Below are 17,399 nucleotides of genomic sequence, written 5' to 3'. Positions count from 1 at the left end.
ATATTATTTTTTTTCATGCGTTATACCCTTAATCTCGCCTTGATACACAGCTATGCCCTCATCAACATCATCATACACATCAACAATACCATCATGAAGCAAGATAATCTTATCACACCACTGCTTAATCTCAGCAATATTATGAGAAACCATAATCACTTTTGAGCTTGAAAGCTTTTCTTCATATAACTTGCGACTTTTTTTCGCAAATGCTGGATCGCCCACAGCACCAGCCTCATCGATCAAATAATAATCAAAGTCAAAAGCCATACTCAAACCAAAACCTATGCGCGAACGCATACCACTTGAATAAGTACTCATCGGCTCATCAAAAAATTTACCAATCTCAGCAAAGTCTTGCACAAACTCGATCTTCTCGCGTAATTTTTTGCCTCTACAGCCATAAACTCGTGCCACAAAAGCTATATTTTCTCTTGCTGTTAATGAACTTTGAAAGCCCCCACCAAGCCCAAGAGGCCAAGAAATTCGCACATTAGTGAGAATTTTGCCTTTATTTGGCACTTCAGCCCCGCTAAGCATATTCATCAAAGTTGATTTTCCAGCCCCATTTTTACCCATCAAACCAATAGAACAGCCATCTGGAAATTCAAAGGTAAAATCCCTAAAAACATAGTGTTTGCCACCATTTGTTAAAGGGTAAAATTTCGTGATACGATCAAGCTTTATCATACTTTACTCGCTGAAAGTTCTTGTCTTTTATGATAATAAAACCAAAGCCCCACAAGTAATAGCACCACATTAACAACCAAAGGATATAGCAAAGTTATACCTTCTCGTGCAGGGTAGTTTTCAAAATAATTCATTCTTAAAGTCTCCATAATATGCAAATATGGATTATAAAGTAAAACTTCAAACAAAGCCTCAGGCACGATCCAGCTTGGATAAACCACAGCTGAAGCGATATAAAGAACTATGCCAACATAAGGCAAAACAGACTTTAACACATCAATAAGGTGATTTAATATACTCATACAAAGCCCTAAACAAAAACCAGAAAAGACTAAAAACAAAAAGCACAAATACACTTCTAAAAAGTGATATGGCAGGACATTGATCGAGCTAAACCAGCCCACAAGAACCATTAAAATCACAAAGATAAAAAAATACACGCACGATTCAACCAAAGTCCTTGCGATAAATACATGAATAGGCTTAACCGGCTTATACGCAAAAAGCCCCAAATTTGACATAATGCCACTCATCATTTGAGTGAGTATATTTCGAAACATAAAAAAGGGGATAATTCCACTTGCTAAAAACATAAAGATCGATATACCATCAGGAACAACCATATGTGTTTGCTCGCGGATCAAAGTTACTACGCTTAAAATCACAAAAATTTGAGTCATAGGCTCGCCAACTACCCAGATATAACCTAAGCGTCTATTTTTACCAAAGCGTGTTTTTAGCTCTCTAAAAAAAAGTGCGTAAATGACATTAAACATTGTGTTTTTCGCCTTTTAAATACCCCAAATGCTATCCTTAACTTTGAAAATTAAATTTTTAGATTGTAACCAAAAAGATTTAATCAAACTCAAATTCCTAAAGTTTTTTATATTTTAAAATGCTTTAACACCTAACTTTAAACGCAAAAAGATGATTAAAACCGCTCCAAAAATATAGAAAAATTAAGGTAAAAAAACAAAGACTTTATGGAAAATAAATTTTTTCGCTCAGCTGATTATCCGTAAATTTCGCCCATACTATCTTTAGAGCGTAAAAATCAGTCTTTGCAAACCTTGCGAAAATAAAACGTTTTAGATAAATCTTTTTTTGCGCCTCACTTGCTTTTTCAAAAATAGCTTTGATTTGCACTCCTTTTAAAAGAGCGATTTTGCTGTCTTTGGCGATATTTACGGCTATATTTGGATACTTTAAGCTTAATTTTACATGCTTTGAATTACAATCAGAAGCGATAATAAGGCTTAAACTCTCTTCATCAAAGGCATAAAAAGCATTGGCTACATACACGCTTAAAGGAGTTTGACTTGAAATTTTTATATTAAAAGTCATATCATCGATACTTGCAAGGCTTAAAAGCCTCATTTTATGGATAAAGTGCTTGATTGTTTCGTGCATAAAAAATTATAACCAAAAAAGTTAAAAAAAATTAAAATACTGCCGATATAAAAGCATAACTTAAAATCAAGGATAAAAAATGCAAGTTGATGCAAGCAAAAACCAAAATTTGGCCTTTTCATACACCACAAGTAGTGGTAAAAACCTTTCTATGACAATGTTTGACAACCAAAGCGTAAGCTACACTCAAGAAGGTGATAAACAAAACTTAAATTTACGCCGAGAATACGGCTTTAGCTTTAGCTATCAAGGCTCACAGCTTACTCAGCAAGATTTAGATGAAATTCAAAATGCAATGAAAGAGATAGAACCGCTCATCAGCGACTTTTTAGAAAGCTCAAAGGTTGGGGACTTAAAACCAAAAGATTTCATTCAAAATGCAATGAAAATCGCCAATCTCTTACCAACTCCAAGTGATGAAAATACCGCAAATGCAACAATGAGTTCTTTGGTTGATAAATTTAATTCTCTCATCAAAGAACACCAAAGCAGCTTGCCACAAGAAAATACCAATATGCTTGAAGATAGCAAAAAACTCATCGAAGAAATTTTAGAAAAAATTCAAGAAAAGCTTAAAGAACAGCAACAAGAACTTCAAAATAAAGATGAAAATGCTATAAATCTACTCGCTTAGTGCTTTTGCAAGCTTATTACAGCTTGCAAATATGTAATTTCAGCCTTCAAATGAATTTTTCTTAAAAGCTTTTCTCTCTTTTTCATATTCAAGTGCAAGTTTTCTTACTTCCTTAAAAAAATAAAAATACCCTCCCTTATACCAGGTTTTTTGCGCTTTAATCAAAGAAAAGCCCAGTTTATAAAAAGCATGATTTTTTACAAATTTTAAAGCCCTTTCATAGTCCTTATAATCACGCAAAGAAACGCAAGCTTTTAATCGTTTTTGTTTAAAATCAAGATATGTTTGAAGCAATATAAAAGGCATTTTTATTATGCCAAAAATACTATAAGAATTTTTTACCATAATTTCTCCAAGCCTATAGCTAAGATGATTTTTCATTCTGTATTCAGCTCCAAGAGGCATGAGTGGTTTTTCAAGTGTGTTAAAAAGTGAATGAATAAATGAGTTTTTAGTGCTTTGAAAATCTTTTAAATTTTTATATACCAAATCATCATAGCCTAAATTCCAAGCAATTTGTAAGGCTACAAAGCTTATATAGGGTAAATGGGGTTTAATATGATTTAAATAATGCTTAAAAGTAAAGCTATAATCATAGCGTTTAGGCTGGCCTGAAAACAAAGCATGCAAAAAGCTTTGCTTGCGTTCAAATAAAATTTTCTCAAGCATATTTTCTGCTTCTTGTATTTTTCCTTGTAAAAAAAGACAATCCAGCCACAAAATACGATATGCTTCATTTTCATTATCATAAGTTAAAGCCTTGCTAAGCCAAGTTTTAGAAAGCTCAAGAGGCATTTTAAGCTCTTTAGAAAGTCTAAAAGCTTGAAAACAAGCAAAAACTTTTTCAAAATTATGAGCATTGATTTTATCAAGGTATTTTTCTGTGAGTTTGTATTGACTTTGTAAATCAAAGTATTCATAAACAATAATTTCTTCTTTTGGCTTCCCTGTTAAAACAGCTAAATTGGCATAGCCTGAATTTTTTGTACAATAAATTCTATCAGCATAAGACATTAAAACATTTTCATAAAAGGCTTTATGTGCAGGATTTTCAAGCTCATCATTTTCATATAAATCAATAGAAAAAAGCAAATTATTATTTTGCTCTTGAGTAAAACCAAACAAAACTGGCAAATCTTTTTTTAAAGTTTTAAGTAAGCTTAAATCATCGCTAAATACAAGCAAGGTATTATTTGCCTCAATTTCTTCTTTAATGATTTCTACAGCTAAAGGAAAGCTTAATGCCCTAAAATAAATACTTGATCTTACAACCCCATTTTGATTTGATTTTTTAAAAATAGCATCTCCAGCTCTAATGTGCAAGACACTTAATTGTGTATTTTTAGCTAAATTTTTAGCTTTTATCTTGGCTTTTTCTATGAGTTTTGTAAAAGTTTCATTAAAACCAATTTGAGTAAAAAGATAAGACATTTGCTTTTTATATTCTTGGGTATTAATATCATTAAATATAGTATCAAGTCTTTTTTGAGTGGCACGATAAGGCGGATTTAAAGCCGCAGTTGTGATAAATTCTTGAATACTTTTGCGTTTAAAGCGACCAAATTCATCAAGAGCATCTTCAAATTGACCATTAAAAGAATATTTTTGAATAAATTCTTGAGTAAAAATTTCTTCTTGGGCAGGTACTATGATTGGTGCAAGCTCGTTTGCACAAAGTTCTTTAGTGCTACCTTGCAAAGCATGCCATACAAAACCAAATTCTAAATTAAAACGATGAGCCAAATAAAGTGCATTAAGCATAGCTCTTAATCTCTCGCCTAAACCATCATCTCTACTTGCTAAAATGAGTCTTTGCATTATTTTTACTTTTAATCAGAAATTTTAAAGGCTTAAGTATATACAATTTAAGCTAAAAATCTGCTATAATAAAACTTTATTCAAGGAAAAAAAATGACTCAAAACAAAATCATCGAAAAAATGCTTCTTTTGCAACAAAAGCTAAATGATGAAACAAACGGCAAGGACTGGGAACAAGGCTATACTAAAGAAGGTAAGCTCATCAGCTTTAGAAGGTGCATTTATATGGAATGTGCTGAGCTTATTGATTCTTTTGCTTGGAAGCATTGGAAAAGTATCACAGCGCCGACGAATTGGGATAATGTGCGTATAGAGCTTGTGGATATTTGGCATTTTATACTTTCTTTAACGCTTGAAGAGTACAAAAATAAAGGCATTGATGATAAAGCATTTATAGCCGAAGAACTTAGCTCGGTAAGTGCATTTAATGACTTTTGCAAAGAAGCTGGCGAACCAAAAGAAGATGATATTTATGGCATTATCAATGATATAGAGCTGATTATCCACAAATGTAGTGGTTTTGGCTTTGATATGGGCGAGCTTTTATCGGCATTTTTTACCTTGTCAATGAAGTGTGGTTTAAATTTACACAGCCTTTATAAAGCCTATATAGGCAAAAATGTCTTAAATAAATTCCGACAAGATCACGGCTACAAAGAAGGAAAGTATCAAAAAATATGGGACGGCAAAGAAGATAATGAAATTTTAAATGAAATTTTAAAAGCTCAACTTGAGTTTGACACTATATATCAAGAGCTAGAAAAGCTTTATACTCAGCTTAAAAGATAAAGTGCATAAGTATGCTAAAATTTGTGTATTTTTTAGACTTTTGTAAATTTTTAGCAAGGCTAACAAATTTGCTTTCATCAAGCAAACAAGGCTATTTTCATGACTGAAGTTTTTTCACTTGCCTTAAAGGACTTTTTTACAAAGAAATTTTTAAAATTTTCTCTGGTGCCTTTGATTTTAAGCTTTTTTTTATTTGTGATTTTAGCGTATTTTGCTTTTAATTTTTTGTTTGAATATTTTGATGCTTTATTTGCAAATGCAGAAGAAGGCTCGTTTTTAGCCTGGCTTTATAGCTTTGCGATTTTTCAGTTTATCCTTGCTTTGCTTGGCATCATGTCAGCTTCTTTTTTAGTGGTGTTTGCTTCAGTATTTTTTGCGATTTTAGTGGTGAGCTTTTTAACACCTTTTATCTGCAAAGAAATTAATGCTAAGTATTACCAACACGAGCTTAAAGACGAAGTTTCCTTTTTTAAAGCCTTATTTAAAATGCTTGTCATCTTTGTGAAATTTTTGCTTTTATTTGGCTGTGCTTGCCTGCTTTATCTTGTGCCTTTTGTGAATTTATTTGTGTTTTATCTTGTATTTTATTATCTTTTTCATAAGCTTTTAATCCTTGATGTAGCAAGCTCTATGCTTAATGATAATGAATTTAAAGCCTTTTATGCTAAAAGCTCGCCACTTGAGTTTAAGCTAAGCACCCTTGTGTTTTATCTTATTTCTTCTGTGCCTTTGGCTGGCTTGTTTTTGCAGGTGTTTTTTGTGATTTTTTTAACGCATTTATTTTATCAAAAAGTGCTTGGCTTAAAAGCAAACTTAAGCCCTATAAAAGAGCATTGAAGCAAGTTTTTGAGTATAAACCTTGCCTTCTTTGACAAGATTTTGAAGTAGCTTTTGGCTTTTTAGGCTTAATTTCATCTGTATATCTTGCTTGCTTTGTGGACGAAGATGAAGCATTTTTAAAAGCTCATTTTCACTTAAATCAAGCTCTTCTTTTATATAATGTCTTTTAGCGATTACGCAAGGAAAAGCCCTGATATACTCACTAAGCTCACTAAGCTTATCTTCACTTACACCCTTTACAGCATAGGCTGGAGGGCGATCTATGGTGCTTATGTCAATGCGATCTGGTTGTATGTGTAAAAAAGCTTCATTTAAGGCTTCAAACTCAGCCTTTGTATCATTTAAACCCTGCACCACAAGCACTTCCATCACAAGTTGTCCTTTAAAAGCCTTGCTAAACTCACTCATCTTTTCTATAAGTGTTTTTACTTCTATGCCTTTTAAGGCTTTATCTACTCGCAAAAAAGTCTTTTGCACTGCACTATCAAGGCTAAATTTCACCACATCAAGAGCTAAAAGAGCTTGAAATTTAGCCTCATCTAAAACTGCTGTGCCATTGCTTAAGATGAGAAGCTTTTTGTCTTTTTTTATGCTTTGAAGGGCTTGTATAAGCTCATCTAGCTTTTCATACATGCTTGGTTCGCCATTTGCAGTAAGGGTGATAAAATCAAATTTTACGCCCTCAGCTATCTTAGCTTGCACGCTTTTAATGATATGTTCAAGGCTTGCACTTTGTGTTTGTTTGCTTTGAGCTTTTTTAGGCTCAAGCTCACAATACACACAATCAAAATTACATTGCTTGCCAAAAGGACTTAAATCCACGCCCAAAGAAAGTCCAAAACGTCTTGAGCTTACAGGACCAAAGACTATATCATTCAAAGAGCTGAGCTTTCTTGCACGAGGTGGATAAAGTATTTTGCATTTTCTACAGGTATATCTGGTAAAATGCCATGTCCTAGGTTAAAGATATGATTTTTGCCCTTCATTATGCTTAAAATTTCTTTTACGCCTTTTGTGATGGCTTCTTTTGAGTATAAACGACAAGGTTCAAGATTGCCTTGCAAGGTATAATCTTTGCTTAAAATATCTCTTGCAAGCTCTAAAGGCGTATCCCAAGACACTCCAAACACATCAAAATCGCCTTTTATATGAGCTAAATACCCACTCACACCCTTAGGAAATAAGATCACAGGGATATGAGGGTATTTTTGCTTGATAAAATTTGAAAGTTCAAGCATATAAGAAAAAGAAAACTCAAAAAAAGCCTCTTTTTCTAAAGCACTTGCCCAGCTATCAAAGATTTGCACCGCATTTGCTCCAGCTTTAATCTGTGCTTCAAGATAAAGCTTTAAGGTTTGAGTAAGCTTTTTAAGCAAGCTGTGTAAAAGCTCTGGATTTTCATAAAGAATTTTTTTAGATTTAGCATAATTTTTACTGCCCCTGCCCTCAAGCATATAAGTTGCTATAGTCCAAGGCGAGCCACAAAAGCCAATAAGAGCCTTATCTTGGGGCAGTTTTTCACGGGTTAAAGAAAGGGCATCATAAACATAACTTAGATTTTTTACAGCCTTTTGAGTATCAAGGGCATTGATTTGCTCTAAGGTAGAAAGAGGCTCATCAAACACAGGCCCCTCGCCCTTTTCAAAGCGAAGTTTCATACCCATTTCTAAAGGCACAACTAAAATATCAGAAAAAATAATCGCCGCATCAACACCTAGAATATCCACAGGCTGCAAGCTCACTTCACTAGCAAGCTTATAATCCTTACAAAGTGAGAGAAAATCCCCAGCCTTAGTGCGAACTGCCATATACTCAGGCAGATAACGCCCAGCTTGACGCATCATCCACACCGGAGTGTAAGGAGTAGGCTTTTTAAAACAAGCGTCGATGAAAATCATTGATTATCCTTTTTAAGCAAATACTTTAAATTTGATATAAACTTCAGTTTTTTAGGCTGTCTGTGTAAATCTTTAAAAAAATGTGAAAGAATTGTAGCCTTTGAAAGCTTGAATTTTGCTAAAAAGGCTTTGATATCAAGGGGATCATTTTGTAAGGAAATTTTAAAGATTTTAAGATAAGTGAGTGTGCTTAGAGTAAAAAAGGTTTTAAATTTAAGCTTAAAATTCTCATCTTGTAAAGACATTTGATTGTAAAAATCCTCGATTACAAGAGCAAGCCTAACAAAACAATATGCTTTAAAATACGCCCTTAAGCTTTGATAATCTTTAAAATAAGGCTTTAACTCAAGTAAAAAGCTAGGCATTTTTTGAGGCATTTGTTTTACCTTTTGCCCGCTCATAGTAGAAGCTACTCTTACTCTATACACATAAAGAGCTTCATTTATATAAGCGATCTTTTTTGCTAAAGCAAATAAAATCGTGCCAAAGTCATGATCTTCGTGAAAAATTGCGTGTGTAAAACGCAAATTGTAGCGGTTTAAAATTTCACTCTTAAAGCTTCCCTGCCAAGCAAAATAAAAATCATAAATTTTATTTTCACTTAAAAGCTCTAAGCCACTATTATACTCATCTTTGTTAAGTTTTTTAAGGGTGGGAAGCTTGGGCTTATTTTTAAATTCTTTCGCGCTTTCATGAAATTCAACAAGATTATGAACTAAAATTTCTAAGTTTTTTTCAAGCATATTTTTAACACAAAGTTCTATACAATCAGGCTTGATATAATCATCACTATCTACAAAATGAATAATCCTTGAGGGTAAGTTTTGCACTAAAAGTTCATTTATATTTTCTAAGTCTGTTTTGATGAAATTTGAAGCAATTTTTATAAAATGTTTTTGAATTTCTGTATGAGAAATTTCTTTTGTGATTTTATCAAAAGTATGGGTTTTTAGAAAAGATTGTATGCTTGAGTTTTCATTTGAATTGAAATCATTATTTTTTTGTATAAAACTTTCACTTTCTAAAAACTCTCTTAAAGCAGAACCTTTGATAAACTCAAGTCCTAAGTTGCGAGCTGAAGCTTGCCCTGAATTTGGCTTTGAAAGCACTAAAATTCTTTCATCTTTACTAGCAAATTCTAAAGCGATTTCTAAACTCTCATCATCACTTCCATCATCAACTAAGATAATATCTAAGTTTTTATAACTTTGATTGATAAAGCTAAGAAGACATTCTTTAAGATAAGCTTTAACATTGAAAATTGGAACGATGATAGAAACTAAAGTATTTTGCAAATTTTTTACCTTCAAGCTTTAAATACTGAAATTATAACATATTTGTATTTGATATAGCGATAAAAATGCTATAATGCACTTTACAAATATTTATTTTAGGTTAAATCATGAATATACTTATAACAATAGGGGATTTAAATATCGCAAGAGGAGCGGAACGGGTTGCTGTTAATCTAGCCAATGCCTTTAGCGAACAAGGACACAAAGTTGAACTCCTTAGCTTTTTTAAAGGAGATTTAAATTCTCCTTTTGAAATTTCTCCTAGTGTAAAATTAAGTTATATAAACCCTTTTTCAGAAGAAAACCAAAAAAAAGATAAAAATTTTTTATATCGTTTTTATATTAAAAATTTTTATAAAATATTTCTAAGCTATAAAATAAAAACAATGTATCCTGAAGTTGATTTTATCATCAGCAATTCAAGTAATTATTTTCCATATTTTAAAAATAAAAATACGCGCTATATAGCCATACAACACATGCTTGCAACACAAGGCTCCAAAAGAAATAAATTATATGATGCTTTGGTTATCCTTTCATCAAAAGAGCTTAAAATTTGGCAAAATTTTTATAAGTGTGTTGCGGTTATACCAAATTTTATTCCTCATATCCCCAATTTAAATACAAACCTAAAACAAAAACAAGTTATTGCCGTGGGGAAACTATCCAAAGAAAAAGGTTTTAATCGCCTTATCGAAATTTGGAATTTACTTGCTCAAGATGAGAATTTTAAACAAGAATTTAGACAGTGGAAGCTTATTATTGTAGGTGATGGAAAATTGAAGGAAGATTTGGAAAAACAAATAAGAGATTTGAATTTAGAAAAAAACATCATCTTAAAGCCTTTCACAAAAGAGGTAGAAAAAGAGTATTTGAATGCAAGTATTTACGCGATGAGTTCTCATTTTGAAGGCTTACCTATGGTGCTTTTGGAGGCTTGCTCTTACGCATTAACTCCGATTTCTTTTGATATAAGAACAGGACCAAGCGATATCATAGAAAATGAAAAAACAGGATTTCTGGTGCAAGATGATGATTTACAAGATTTTGCACAAAAGCTTAAACTTTTAATGAAAGACGAAAGTTTAAGAGAACAATTTGGTAAAAATGCCAAGGAAAAGATAAAAAAAGAATTTAGCAAAGAAGTTGTCTTAAAAAAATGGGAAGAGCTTTTTAAAAATTTAAAAGCCTGATTTTCTTACTATTTTTTTTCTAAAAAAGTTTAAATACCTTTTCTTTAAACTCAAAATAAACCTATGTACAAATTTAAAATAAGGATACCGCCATACGCCATATTTATAACTTCTATTCGCATTGTGAATTTTTAAAATCAAAATAATTTCTTGGACAAAAAATTTATAATCATCATCACCTTTTAAAGCCAGCTTTGCTAGCTCATTTTGCACAAATTCGCAGTCTTTATTTGCTTGAGGAATTTTTGTCAAATCTCTGCTAGATTTTGGATTGTAACAATAATAATATAAATGCTCATTAAGCAGATAAATGCGATCACTCATAAGCAAAATCCCCATACAAACAAGTATATCCTCAGCAACAGTGAATTTATGAGAAACAGCTAGAGTGTCAATGGCCTTTAAATATACTTGCTTCTTAATACACTTGCCGCAAACATTGTAACAATTTGCATCTTTGTTAAAATAGAGTCTTTGAAATTCTTGCTTTGTCAGGAGCTTGTTTTTTGTGATAGTATCTTGCTTGAAAAAATGATATTTTTCATCTTGCTGATAAAAATTAAACATGATAAAATCAAGTTTAAAGTCCTTATTTTGCTCTAAAATTTCAAACAACCTCTCACAAGTTTTTTCATCAAGATAATCATCTGGATCTAAAAACAACAAATATTCTCCTTTTGCAGTTAAAACTCCATTATTTCGAGCTGTAAAAGTGCCTTGATTTTCTTTATTATAAACAATCTTTACCCTCTCATCTTTCAAAGCAAATTCCTTAGCAATTTCTATGCTTTTATCTTGCCCACAATCATCGACGACAATGATTTCTATATCTTTAAAGGTCTGATTTATACAAGAATTTAGAGCTTGTGTTATAAACTTTTCGACATTATAAGTTGGAAGTATGATTGAGAATTTTATTTTATTGCTCATATTACGCCTTTGGAAGCTAAAAAGCGTTTTATTTTAAATGTTTTTTTATTGATTTTTTCTTTGATCCTATCTAAGAGTTTAAAATTCCTTTCTTGCTTTTTTAATATATTGGTATAAAGAAAATGTTCTCTTTTTAAAAAATAGAGAAATAATTTGTATAAAATAGGACTAAAAATTTCAGGATAAGTTTCTTTCAGGTGGATTATTTCTTTGATGACTAGTTCATGACTTTGTATTATTTTAAGAGTATTTGTAGATTCTTGATTGTTGGTTGATGATTGAGGGTTGATTCTATAAAAATACAAAACTTTATTTATGTTTATAAAATTTTCACAAATGCTATATAAAACAAAAGATTGCAAGACATCTTCAGCGATTGTGATTTTGGTGCTTAACTTATCAAAATACGGCACAACTTGTTTGTATTTTTCTGTTTTGATGAGCTTTGCCCAAACATTCCACCTAAAAGAAAAATTGCGCAAAAAATGATGATGAAGCTCTATTTTTGAAAAAGAAGCATTTTTAAACTGATATAAAATGTTGCTTTGATTATCACAAATTTTAAAAGCTCCAAAACTTACTATATCAGCCAACCCGTTTTTACTTGCCTTGTAAGCAAGCTCGCAAGTTTTTATGTCTAAAAAATCATCACTATCAAGGTTTAGGATATATTCTCCTTTTGCGATTTTTACGCCTTCAAGTCTAGCTTGTAAAAGCCCTTGATTTTCTTCATTATGGATAATTTTTATCCTCTCATCTTTTAGAGCAAATTCCTTAGCAATTTCTATACTCCTATCTTGTCCGCAATCATCAATGATGATTATCTCTACATCCTTAAAAGTTTGATTTATGCAAGAATTTAGAGCTTGTGCTATAAAAGCCTCGACATTGTAAACGGGCATTATTATGGAAATTTTAGGATTTATATTTTGCATATCTTTCCCTTGTTATCAAAGCTTTATCCATTGCTGAGACAATATATCGTCAAAGCGTATATCTCCACGATACCAAATTTTTGGGGCGATGATGATCTTATCTTTATTTGCGTTTAGTGCTGCGCCCCACCAAGAAAAGGTTGAATTTGCGATGATATTATGCTTGCAATGCTTCATTAACTCTAAATCAAAATAATTTTTGTCTTGATTGCACGAGACGATACTCATATTTTTAGCATTAAAATGTTCTTTTACCCAAGCAAGATCATTTGAAAAGATAAAATAATGAGGATTTTCCACTCTTTCGTTGATATAAGTTATAGCTTTTTGATAATACTCAAGCGTGCAGACATTAAACTCAGGTAAGCTTAGATAATCTCCTCTTCGTATATGCAAGCTTACCGAGTTTAAAGCTTGAATTTGTTCTAAAAGCTTTAAATTTTCATCATTAAGCTTTTCTTTTAAGTTTAAGTCTTGAGTAATGCTATCCCAAATATGAGCTGAGTATTTTTGACTTTGAAAAAAACCTTCATAGAAGGTATTTTTTCTCGTTTTTCTCAATAACTCAGGGCAATACACCCCAGCCTTTTCATACTCTTCAAGTACTTCTTCTTTAAAATACTTTCTTGCAAATTTTGGTATCCAAGAGCCTTTTAGGGTATATTTTTTAAGTTCTTGAGAATCTATGCAGGCTAAGTCGATATTAAAATGATCAAGCGCAAAAGCACCAAAATTTTGTGGATTTGAAGTTTGATCTTCAAACCAGCTTATATCAAGTAAAACTTCATCATGAAATTTTTCTTTCAAAGCTCTTGCAAAGGCATATTGAAAGAATTGATTACCTAAACCGCCTTGAATTTTTACTATATTCATATTTTTCCTAAAAAATTGGATCAAAAAACAACTATTATAACATAAAAATTTCTTATCTCAAAAAGAAAGTTTCATAAAGCCTATCATCCACATTTTGATATTTAAGACTTCTTTGATAATTATCAAGAATAGCTTCTTTTCTTTGCTCATAATCTTGAGGTGTACATTGTTTTAAAATTTTATGTATATCATCTTTTTCATTGATGATGATAATGCCATCAGTATTAAAAAATTTTCCTATATCACTTGCTCCTAAGTAAATAGGCACACACATAGAAATAAAACAATCAAGAATTTTTTCAGTAAAATAATATTTACTGATTTGATTTTCAACTACGATTTGATAGCGATATTCGTGCAGGCTTTGCGACTTAAATGCGATGGGATTATTAAAAAAGGCTCCAAAAAGTCCTAATGCCCCCCCCCCATAATCTTTTGAAATTTTGCTTAATTTAGAAGCTATATCATTTCTTATAAGGTGAATTGGGGTAAGAGTTTTGCCAGAACAAACCATGGAAATATTTTTTGTTTTATTTTCATAATTTTCTGCACTAGGCTTTAAACTATCTCCTTTTTCATTATAACACCAATTTTGCACACACATAAAAAAATCTGCATTAGCAAAATCATCGAGAATTTTTTCATCATGAGTAAGAATTTTTTCAAAATCTTTCACATTATCCTTGCATTCATTAAGAGCTTTATAAACATCAAACTCAATAGCTCTAGGCTCTACAAGCATACCAAATTTATGAAGTGGCTTAGCTATAGTTTCAAATATAGCCCTTCCTGTATAAAAATGAGTATTCAAAGCAAAATTATATCTATCCCATAAAAAATACTGGCTCAAAGTTCCATAAGGACAAAAATTAGAATTATGATCTCTTAAGAAAAATATATCCATTTGCTTGCCATTTTTATTAAAAATTTGTGGTTTTTCATAAAAAAATTTAACCCCTACATTGTAAGTAGGAAGGTAAATTTTTCCATATATACTACTGGCTTGAGTATATTTTTCGTCTTGTAAAAGAAAGTCAAGCTTTATTTTCATACCAAATAATGTTAAAATTTTGTGCTTGCTTCCTTTTTCAAAAACATTTTTAACCGAACAACACCACTCTATAAACCTTCTTATATTCATAAAACTACTCCTTTACTTGTCTGTGTTATGATAACATATTTTTTAAAAAAACAAAAAAAGGAAATTAGTGAAGCGCAAAAAAATACTTAGCGATAGAAAAGATTCTAATGGAAATAGATTTATAGGTATTATCAATGCATTTTACATTGCCAAACAATGCAATCAAAAGCCAATGTTTACTTGGGACGCAGTGAGCAAAGCTCATCTACTCATAGAAGATTACAAAAACTTCAATAAACAGCGTTTCATTTCAACTGCCCTTGATACCAAAGAAAATATTTTTAGTAAAAATTTTATCCAAGAACACTGCCTCACTTACGAAGATAAAAGCTCGCTTTCTCTTACTACTGATGAAAAATTCCGATATCTTAAAAAATTTAAAAATTACATTCTAAACACAAACTACGACTATTATGAAATCACTCGAACGGAAGATTATATAAAAGATATATGAAAAGATTTGGATATATGCGATTATACCCAAAGTGCAGCTGAAATTTTTAATAATATAATTTTTACAGAAAAAGTAGCAAATATCATCAAACAAGCTCATCTAAAAGCTGCAGAACTAACAAATACTAATGGGGGGGGGGCATTAACAGCCTTTCATATAAGAGCTGGAGATGCTGTATATCCTTTTGCAGATTTTAGAAAAATGCCCTGTGTAAATTTTCACCCCACGCCTATAGAACTTGCTTATGAAATAATCAAAGATTTAGCTAAAGAAACTAAAGTCATCATTTTTAGCGATGATATTAACTCTGTTGAAGAACTCAAAAGAGTATTAAATAGCAAAAATATCTTTTTAGCTGAAGAATTTAGAGATTATCATCAATTTTCAAATACCGAGCTTTTCCTTTTTGATACTGTTTTAATGTCACATGCTAAAAAAATATATGGCACACACTCAGCAGTTGCCAATTTTGCTGCTACTATAGGCGGTGTAGAACTTATCAATCCTCACACAATCTACCCAGCCAACAAAATTTATCAAATTTATAAAGAAAACTTTGGCAAACTTGATCTTCATGACGCTCATAAAGCTCAAACTCTTTTTTATACTTATCTTGCTGCAAGGGCAAGTGGAGAAGAGTTTGAAAAACTTATCTCTTTACTTGAACAAGCCTTAAAATATGACTATGAAAACGATAAATATAGAATTTATATCCTTGATACTCTCATCTGTAACAATGAATTTAAAAGAGCAGATGAATATCTTGGACAAATACTTCAAACACGAAAAGATAAGTTCTTAGAACTTTTCTTTACGGACAATGAATGGGCAAATTGTAAAGAAATGCTTTTAAAATATTGCTTTATCAATACACGAAAATTTAAAAATCTTGATTTAATTGCAAAAAGAGCACGACAACTTCCTTATTGTAAAGATTTTTTTAAAGAAAAGAAATTAAGAAAACTAAGACTTTATCTACCTCAAAGGCATTTATGGTTTAAAAAATACTTCAAAAGACATTACAACAGGTATTTATAAATTTTCAGTCAATATTTGCTATAATTTTTCAATTTAACAAAAAGGCAAGGCTTGAAAATTTTTATCCACCTTCCAACCTGGCTTGGCGATGCTGTTATGGCAAGTGCGGCTTTAAAGCTTGTGTTTGAATATTTTACAAAGCTTGATAAAAAAACTGAGTTTATACTTCATGGCTCTTTTGTGGCGTGCAAGCTTTTTAAAGAGTGTGAAAATACACGGATTTTTATAGAAGATAAAAAATCAAGATATTTAAATTTTTATAAACTTACTAAAATTTTGGGTAGGGTTGATTACGCCTTTTCTTTTAGAGGGGCATTTTCAGCTAAATTTATGCTTTTTTTACTGCCTTCAAAGCATAAATTTATCTTTGATAAAAAGCGCAACAAAAACGCTCATCAAGTGCTAAAATACCTTGAATTTATCAAAAACTCACTCAAGCTTAAAGAAGCAGTGCAAGATGAACTTTTTTTACCTATAAAAGCCTATAAAGACTTAAATAAAAACGAGCAAAAAAAGCTTTGCGAGCATTTTAAACTTGATATGAACAAGAAATTTTTAGGTATAAATGCTGGGGCAAAATACGGCAGTGCCAAGCGTTGGAATGAAGAGTATTTTGCAAAGGTTGCTCTTGAGTTTAGCAAAAGTCATGAAATTCTTATCTTTGGCGTAGCAAGCGAACAAGAACTTTGCGACAAAATCGAGCTTTTGCTTCAAAAAAATGGCATAAAAGCTTTAAATTTATGTGCTAAAACAAGTATAAAAGAGCTTTGCGAGCTTATTTCTAGCCTTGATCTTTTCATCAGTAACGACAGCGGTGCTATGCATGTAGCAGCTGTATATAAAACGCCTACTATAGCGGTGTTTGGACCTACAAAATTCACTCAAACTTCGCCTTGGCATAATGAAAACGCAAGGCTTGTACATTTAAATCTAGCCTGTATGCCTTGCATGAAACGAGTGTGCCCTTTAAAGCACCACGCTTGCATGCAAGAGCTAAAGCCTGAACTTGTCATCAAAGAAGCAAAAAGCTTACTTAAAGAGTAAAGATAATCTTCCAAACTCCATCGATTTTCACGGCATTTAAACGCTCATCATCTATGCTTTTATCGTTATAAATAAGCTCGATTTGAAGCTCTGTAAGCTCGCTATTTAGCTCTTTTTTATCAACGATTTTAACTTCTTTAACGCCGCCGTGTTGAGCAAGCTTTTCTTTAAGCTTGCTTAATCTTTCATTAAGCTTTTCATCGATTTCTTTAGTGCTTAACTCGCTTTGAACGCTTGCTGGCACATATACATAGGACTTTATCCTGCGAAAATCGTCTTCTTGCACCGCCTTAAAATAATCCTCGCTAATGTATTTTGGACTATTTTTAAACGCGCACGCACCCAAAAATACACACACTACCAAAAAAATGTATTTTTTCATCTTTGCTCCTTTTTAAAACACTCTTTAAATTTTTA

Annotated in this window: 19 protein-coding genes; 7 read left to right on the top strand and 12 right to left on the bottom strand. The window is 31.6% G+C overall.

Annotated elements, in window-relative coordinates:
* Positions 1-3: 3 nt before the first annotated feature.
* The 3 genes from CQA38_RS00525 to CQA38_RS00515 form a co-directional block, all read right to left on the bottom strand.
* Positions 4-690: an ABC transporter ATP-binding protein gene (locus CQA38_RS00525; RefSeq protein ID WP_137632058.1), complete on the bottom strand. Its 687-nt coding sequence runs from the start codon at positions 688-690 to the stop codon at positions 4-6.
* Positions 687-1,466, bottom strand: a complete 780-nt coding sequence (locus CQA38_RS00520; protein ID WP_137632057.1) for an ABC transporter permease — start codon at positions 1,464-1,466, stop codon at positions 687-689. The genes CQA38_RS00525 and CQA38_RS00520 overlap by 4 nt, the downstream gene beginning before the upstream one ends.
* A 205-nt stretch (positions 1,467-1,671) precedes the next feature.
* Complete coding sequence (locus tag CQA38_RS00515) at positions 1,672-2,100, bottom strand: hypothetical protein (RefSeq protein ID WP_137632056.1); 429 nt, start codon at positions 2,098-2,100, stop codon at positions 1,672-1,674.
* A gap of 79 nt (positions 2,101-2,179) precedes the next feature.
* Here CQA38_RS00515 and CQA38_RS00510 point away from each other — a divergent pair, with 79 nt between their 5' ends.
* Entirely contained in the window at positions 2,180-2,734 is a 555-nt protein-coding gene (locus CQA38_RS00510; RefSeq protein WP_137632055.1) for an ATP-binding protein, read from the top strand.
* 39 nt (positions 2,735-2,773) lie between these two features.
* Here CQA38_RS00510 and CQA38_RS00505 read toward each other — a convergent pair whose 3' ends face one another.
* Positions 2,774-4,552: a hypothetical protein gene (locus tag CQA38_RS00505; RefSeq protein WP_137632054.1), complete on the bottom strand. Its 1,779-nt coding sequence runs from the start codon at positions 4,550-4,552 to the stop codon at positions 2,774-2,776.
* A gap of 93 nt (positions 4,553-4,645) precedes the next feature.
* Between CQA38_RS00505 and CQA38_RS00500 the strand changes: the two genes are divergently transcribed.
* Both CQA38_RS00500 and CQA38_RS00495 read left to right on the top strand, forming a co-directional pair.
* Positions 4,646-5,341 carry a dUTP diphosphatase gene (locus CQA38_RS00500; protein ID WP_137632053.1) on the top strand — a complete coding sequence of 232 codons (696 nt, stop codon included), beginning with the start codon at positions 4,646-4,648 and terminating at the stop codon, positions 5,339-5,341.
* A gap of 99 nt (positions 5,342-5,440) precedes the next feature.
* Entirely contained in the window at positions 5,441-6,178 is a 738-nt protein-coding gene (locus CQA38_RS00495; RefSeq protein WP_137632052.1) for an EI24 domain-containing protein, read from the top strand.
* Here CQA38_RS00495 and CQA38_RS00490 read toward each other — a convergent pair.
* From CQA38_RS00490 to CQA38_RS00480, 3 genes are read right to left on the bottom strand one after another with little or no spacing between them, the layout of a single operon-like run.
* Entirely contained in the window at positions 6,155-7,051 is an 897-nt protein-coding gene (locus tag CQA38_RS00490; RefSeq protein ID WP_170999460.1) for a radical SAM protein, read from the bottom strand. The two genes, CQA38_RS00495 and CQA38_RS00490, sit on opposite strands and share 24 nt — an antisense overlap.
* A 5-nt stretch (positions 7,052-7,056) precedes the next feature.
* Positions 7,057-8,079, bottom strand: a complete 1,023-nt coding sequence (gene hemE / locus CQA38_RS00485) for a uroporphyrinogen decarboxylase (protein ID WP_137632050.1) — start codon at positions 8,077-8,079, stop codon at positions 7,057-7,059.
* Positions 8,076-9,374, bottom strand: coding sequence for a glycosyltransferase family 2 protein (locus CQA38_RS00480; RefSeq protein ID WP_170999451.1), 1,299 nt, complete (start codon positions 9,372-9,374; stop codon positions 8,076-8,078). The genes hemE and CQA38_RS00480 overlap by 4 nt, the downstream gene beginning before the upstream one ends.
* Before the next feature lie 107 nt (positions 9,375-9,481).
* Between CQA38_RS00480 and CQA38_RS00475 the strand changes: the two genes are divergently transcribed.
* Positions 9,482-10,567 (top strand): glycosyltransferase family 4 protein, encoded by a 1,086-nt coding sequence (locus CQA38_RS00475; RefSeq protein WP_137632048.1) that lies wholly within the window; start codon positions 9,482-9,484, stop codon positions 10,565-10,567.
* On the opposite strand, the gene CQA38_RS00470 is transcribed toward CQA38_RS00475, so the two are convergent.
* Genes CQA38_RS00470 through CQA38_RS00455 form a run of 4 tightly spaced genes read right to left on the bottom strand, consistent with a single transcriptional unit; the run spans position 10,556 to position 14,446 of the window.
* Entirely contained in the window at positions 10,556-11,497 is a 942-nt protein-coding gene (locus CQA38_RS00470) for a glycosyltransferase family 2 protein (RefSeq protein ID WP_137632047.1), read from the bottom strand. The two genes, CQA38_RS00475 and CQA38_RS00470, sit on opposite strands and share 12 nt — an antisense overlap.
* Positions 11,494-12,432, bottom strand: a complete 939-nt coding sequence (locus CQA38_RS00465; protein WP_137632046.1) for a glycosyltransferase family 2 protein — start codon at positions 12,430-12,432, stop codon at positions 11,494-11,496. The genes CQA38_RS00470 and CQA38_RS00465 overlap by 4 nt, the downstream gene beginning before the upstream one ends.
* 15 nt (positions 12,433-12,447) lie before the next feature.
* Positions 12,448-13,305 carry an alpha-1,2-fucosyltransferase gene (locus CQA38_RS00460; RefSeq protein WP_137632045.1) on the bottom strand — a complete coding sequence of 286 codons (858 nt, stop codon included), beginning with the start codon at positions 13,303-13,305 and terminating at the stop codon, positions 12,448-12,450.
* Between the two features lie 52 nt (positions 13,306-13,357).
* Positions 13,358-14,446 (bottom strand): hypothetical protein, encoded by a 1,089-nt coding sequence (locus CQA38_RS00455; RefSeq protein ID WP_137632044.1) that lies wholly within the window; start codon positions 14,444-14,446, stop codon positions 13,358-13,360.
* Between the two features lie 67 nt (positions 14,447-14,513).
* Between CQA38_RS00455 and CQA38_RS00450 the strand changes: the two genes are divergently transcribed.
* Genes CQA38_RS00450 through waaF form a run of 3 tightly spaced genes read left to right on the top strand, consistent with a single transcriptional unit; the run spans position 14,514 to position 16,982 of the window.
* The gene (locus CQA38_RS00450) at positions 14,514-14,900 is read left to right on the top strand and encodes a hypothetical protein (RefSeq protein ID WP_137632043.1); all 387 of its coding nucleotides are present in this window, start codon (positions 14,514-14,516) and stop codon (positions 14,898-14,900) included.
* A 6-nt stretch (positions 14,901-14,906) separates the two neighbouring features.
* The gene (locus tag CQA38_RS00445) at positions 14,907-15,938 is read left to right on the top strand and encodes a hypothetical protein (RefSeq protein WP_137632042.1); all 1,032 of its coding nucleotides are present in this window, start codon (positions 14,907-14,909) and stop codon (positions 15,936-15,938) included.
* Between the two features lie 51 nt (positions 15,939-15,989).
* Positions 15,990-16,982 (top strand): lipopolysaccharide heptosyltransferase II, encoded by a 993-nt coding sequence (gene waaF / locus CQA38_RS00440; RefSeq protein ID WP_137632041.1) that lies wholly within the window; start codon positions 15,990-15,992, stop codon positions 16,980-16,982.
* Here waaF and CQA38_RS00435 read toward each other — a convergent pair.
* On the bottom strand, positions 16,972-17,364 hold the full coding sequence (locus tag CQA38_RS00435; protein WP_137632040.1) for a DUF4878 domain-containing protein: 393 nt from the start codon (positions 17,362-17,364) through the stop codon (positions 16,972-16,974). The genes waaF and CQA38_RS00435 overlap by 11 nt on opposite strands.
* Positions 17,365-17,399: the final 35 nt, after the last annotated feature.

The sequence above is a fragment of the Campylobacter sp. MIT 12-5580 genome (assembly GCF_005406235.1).
In the GTDB taxonomy this organism is placed as follows: domain Bacteria; phylum Campylobacterota; class Campylobacteria; order Campylobacterales; family Campylobacteraceae; genus Campylobacter_D.
This window is presented reverse-complemented; position numbering and strand designations above follow the sequence as displayed.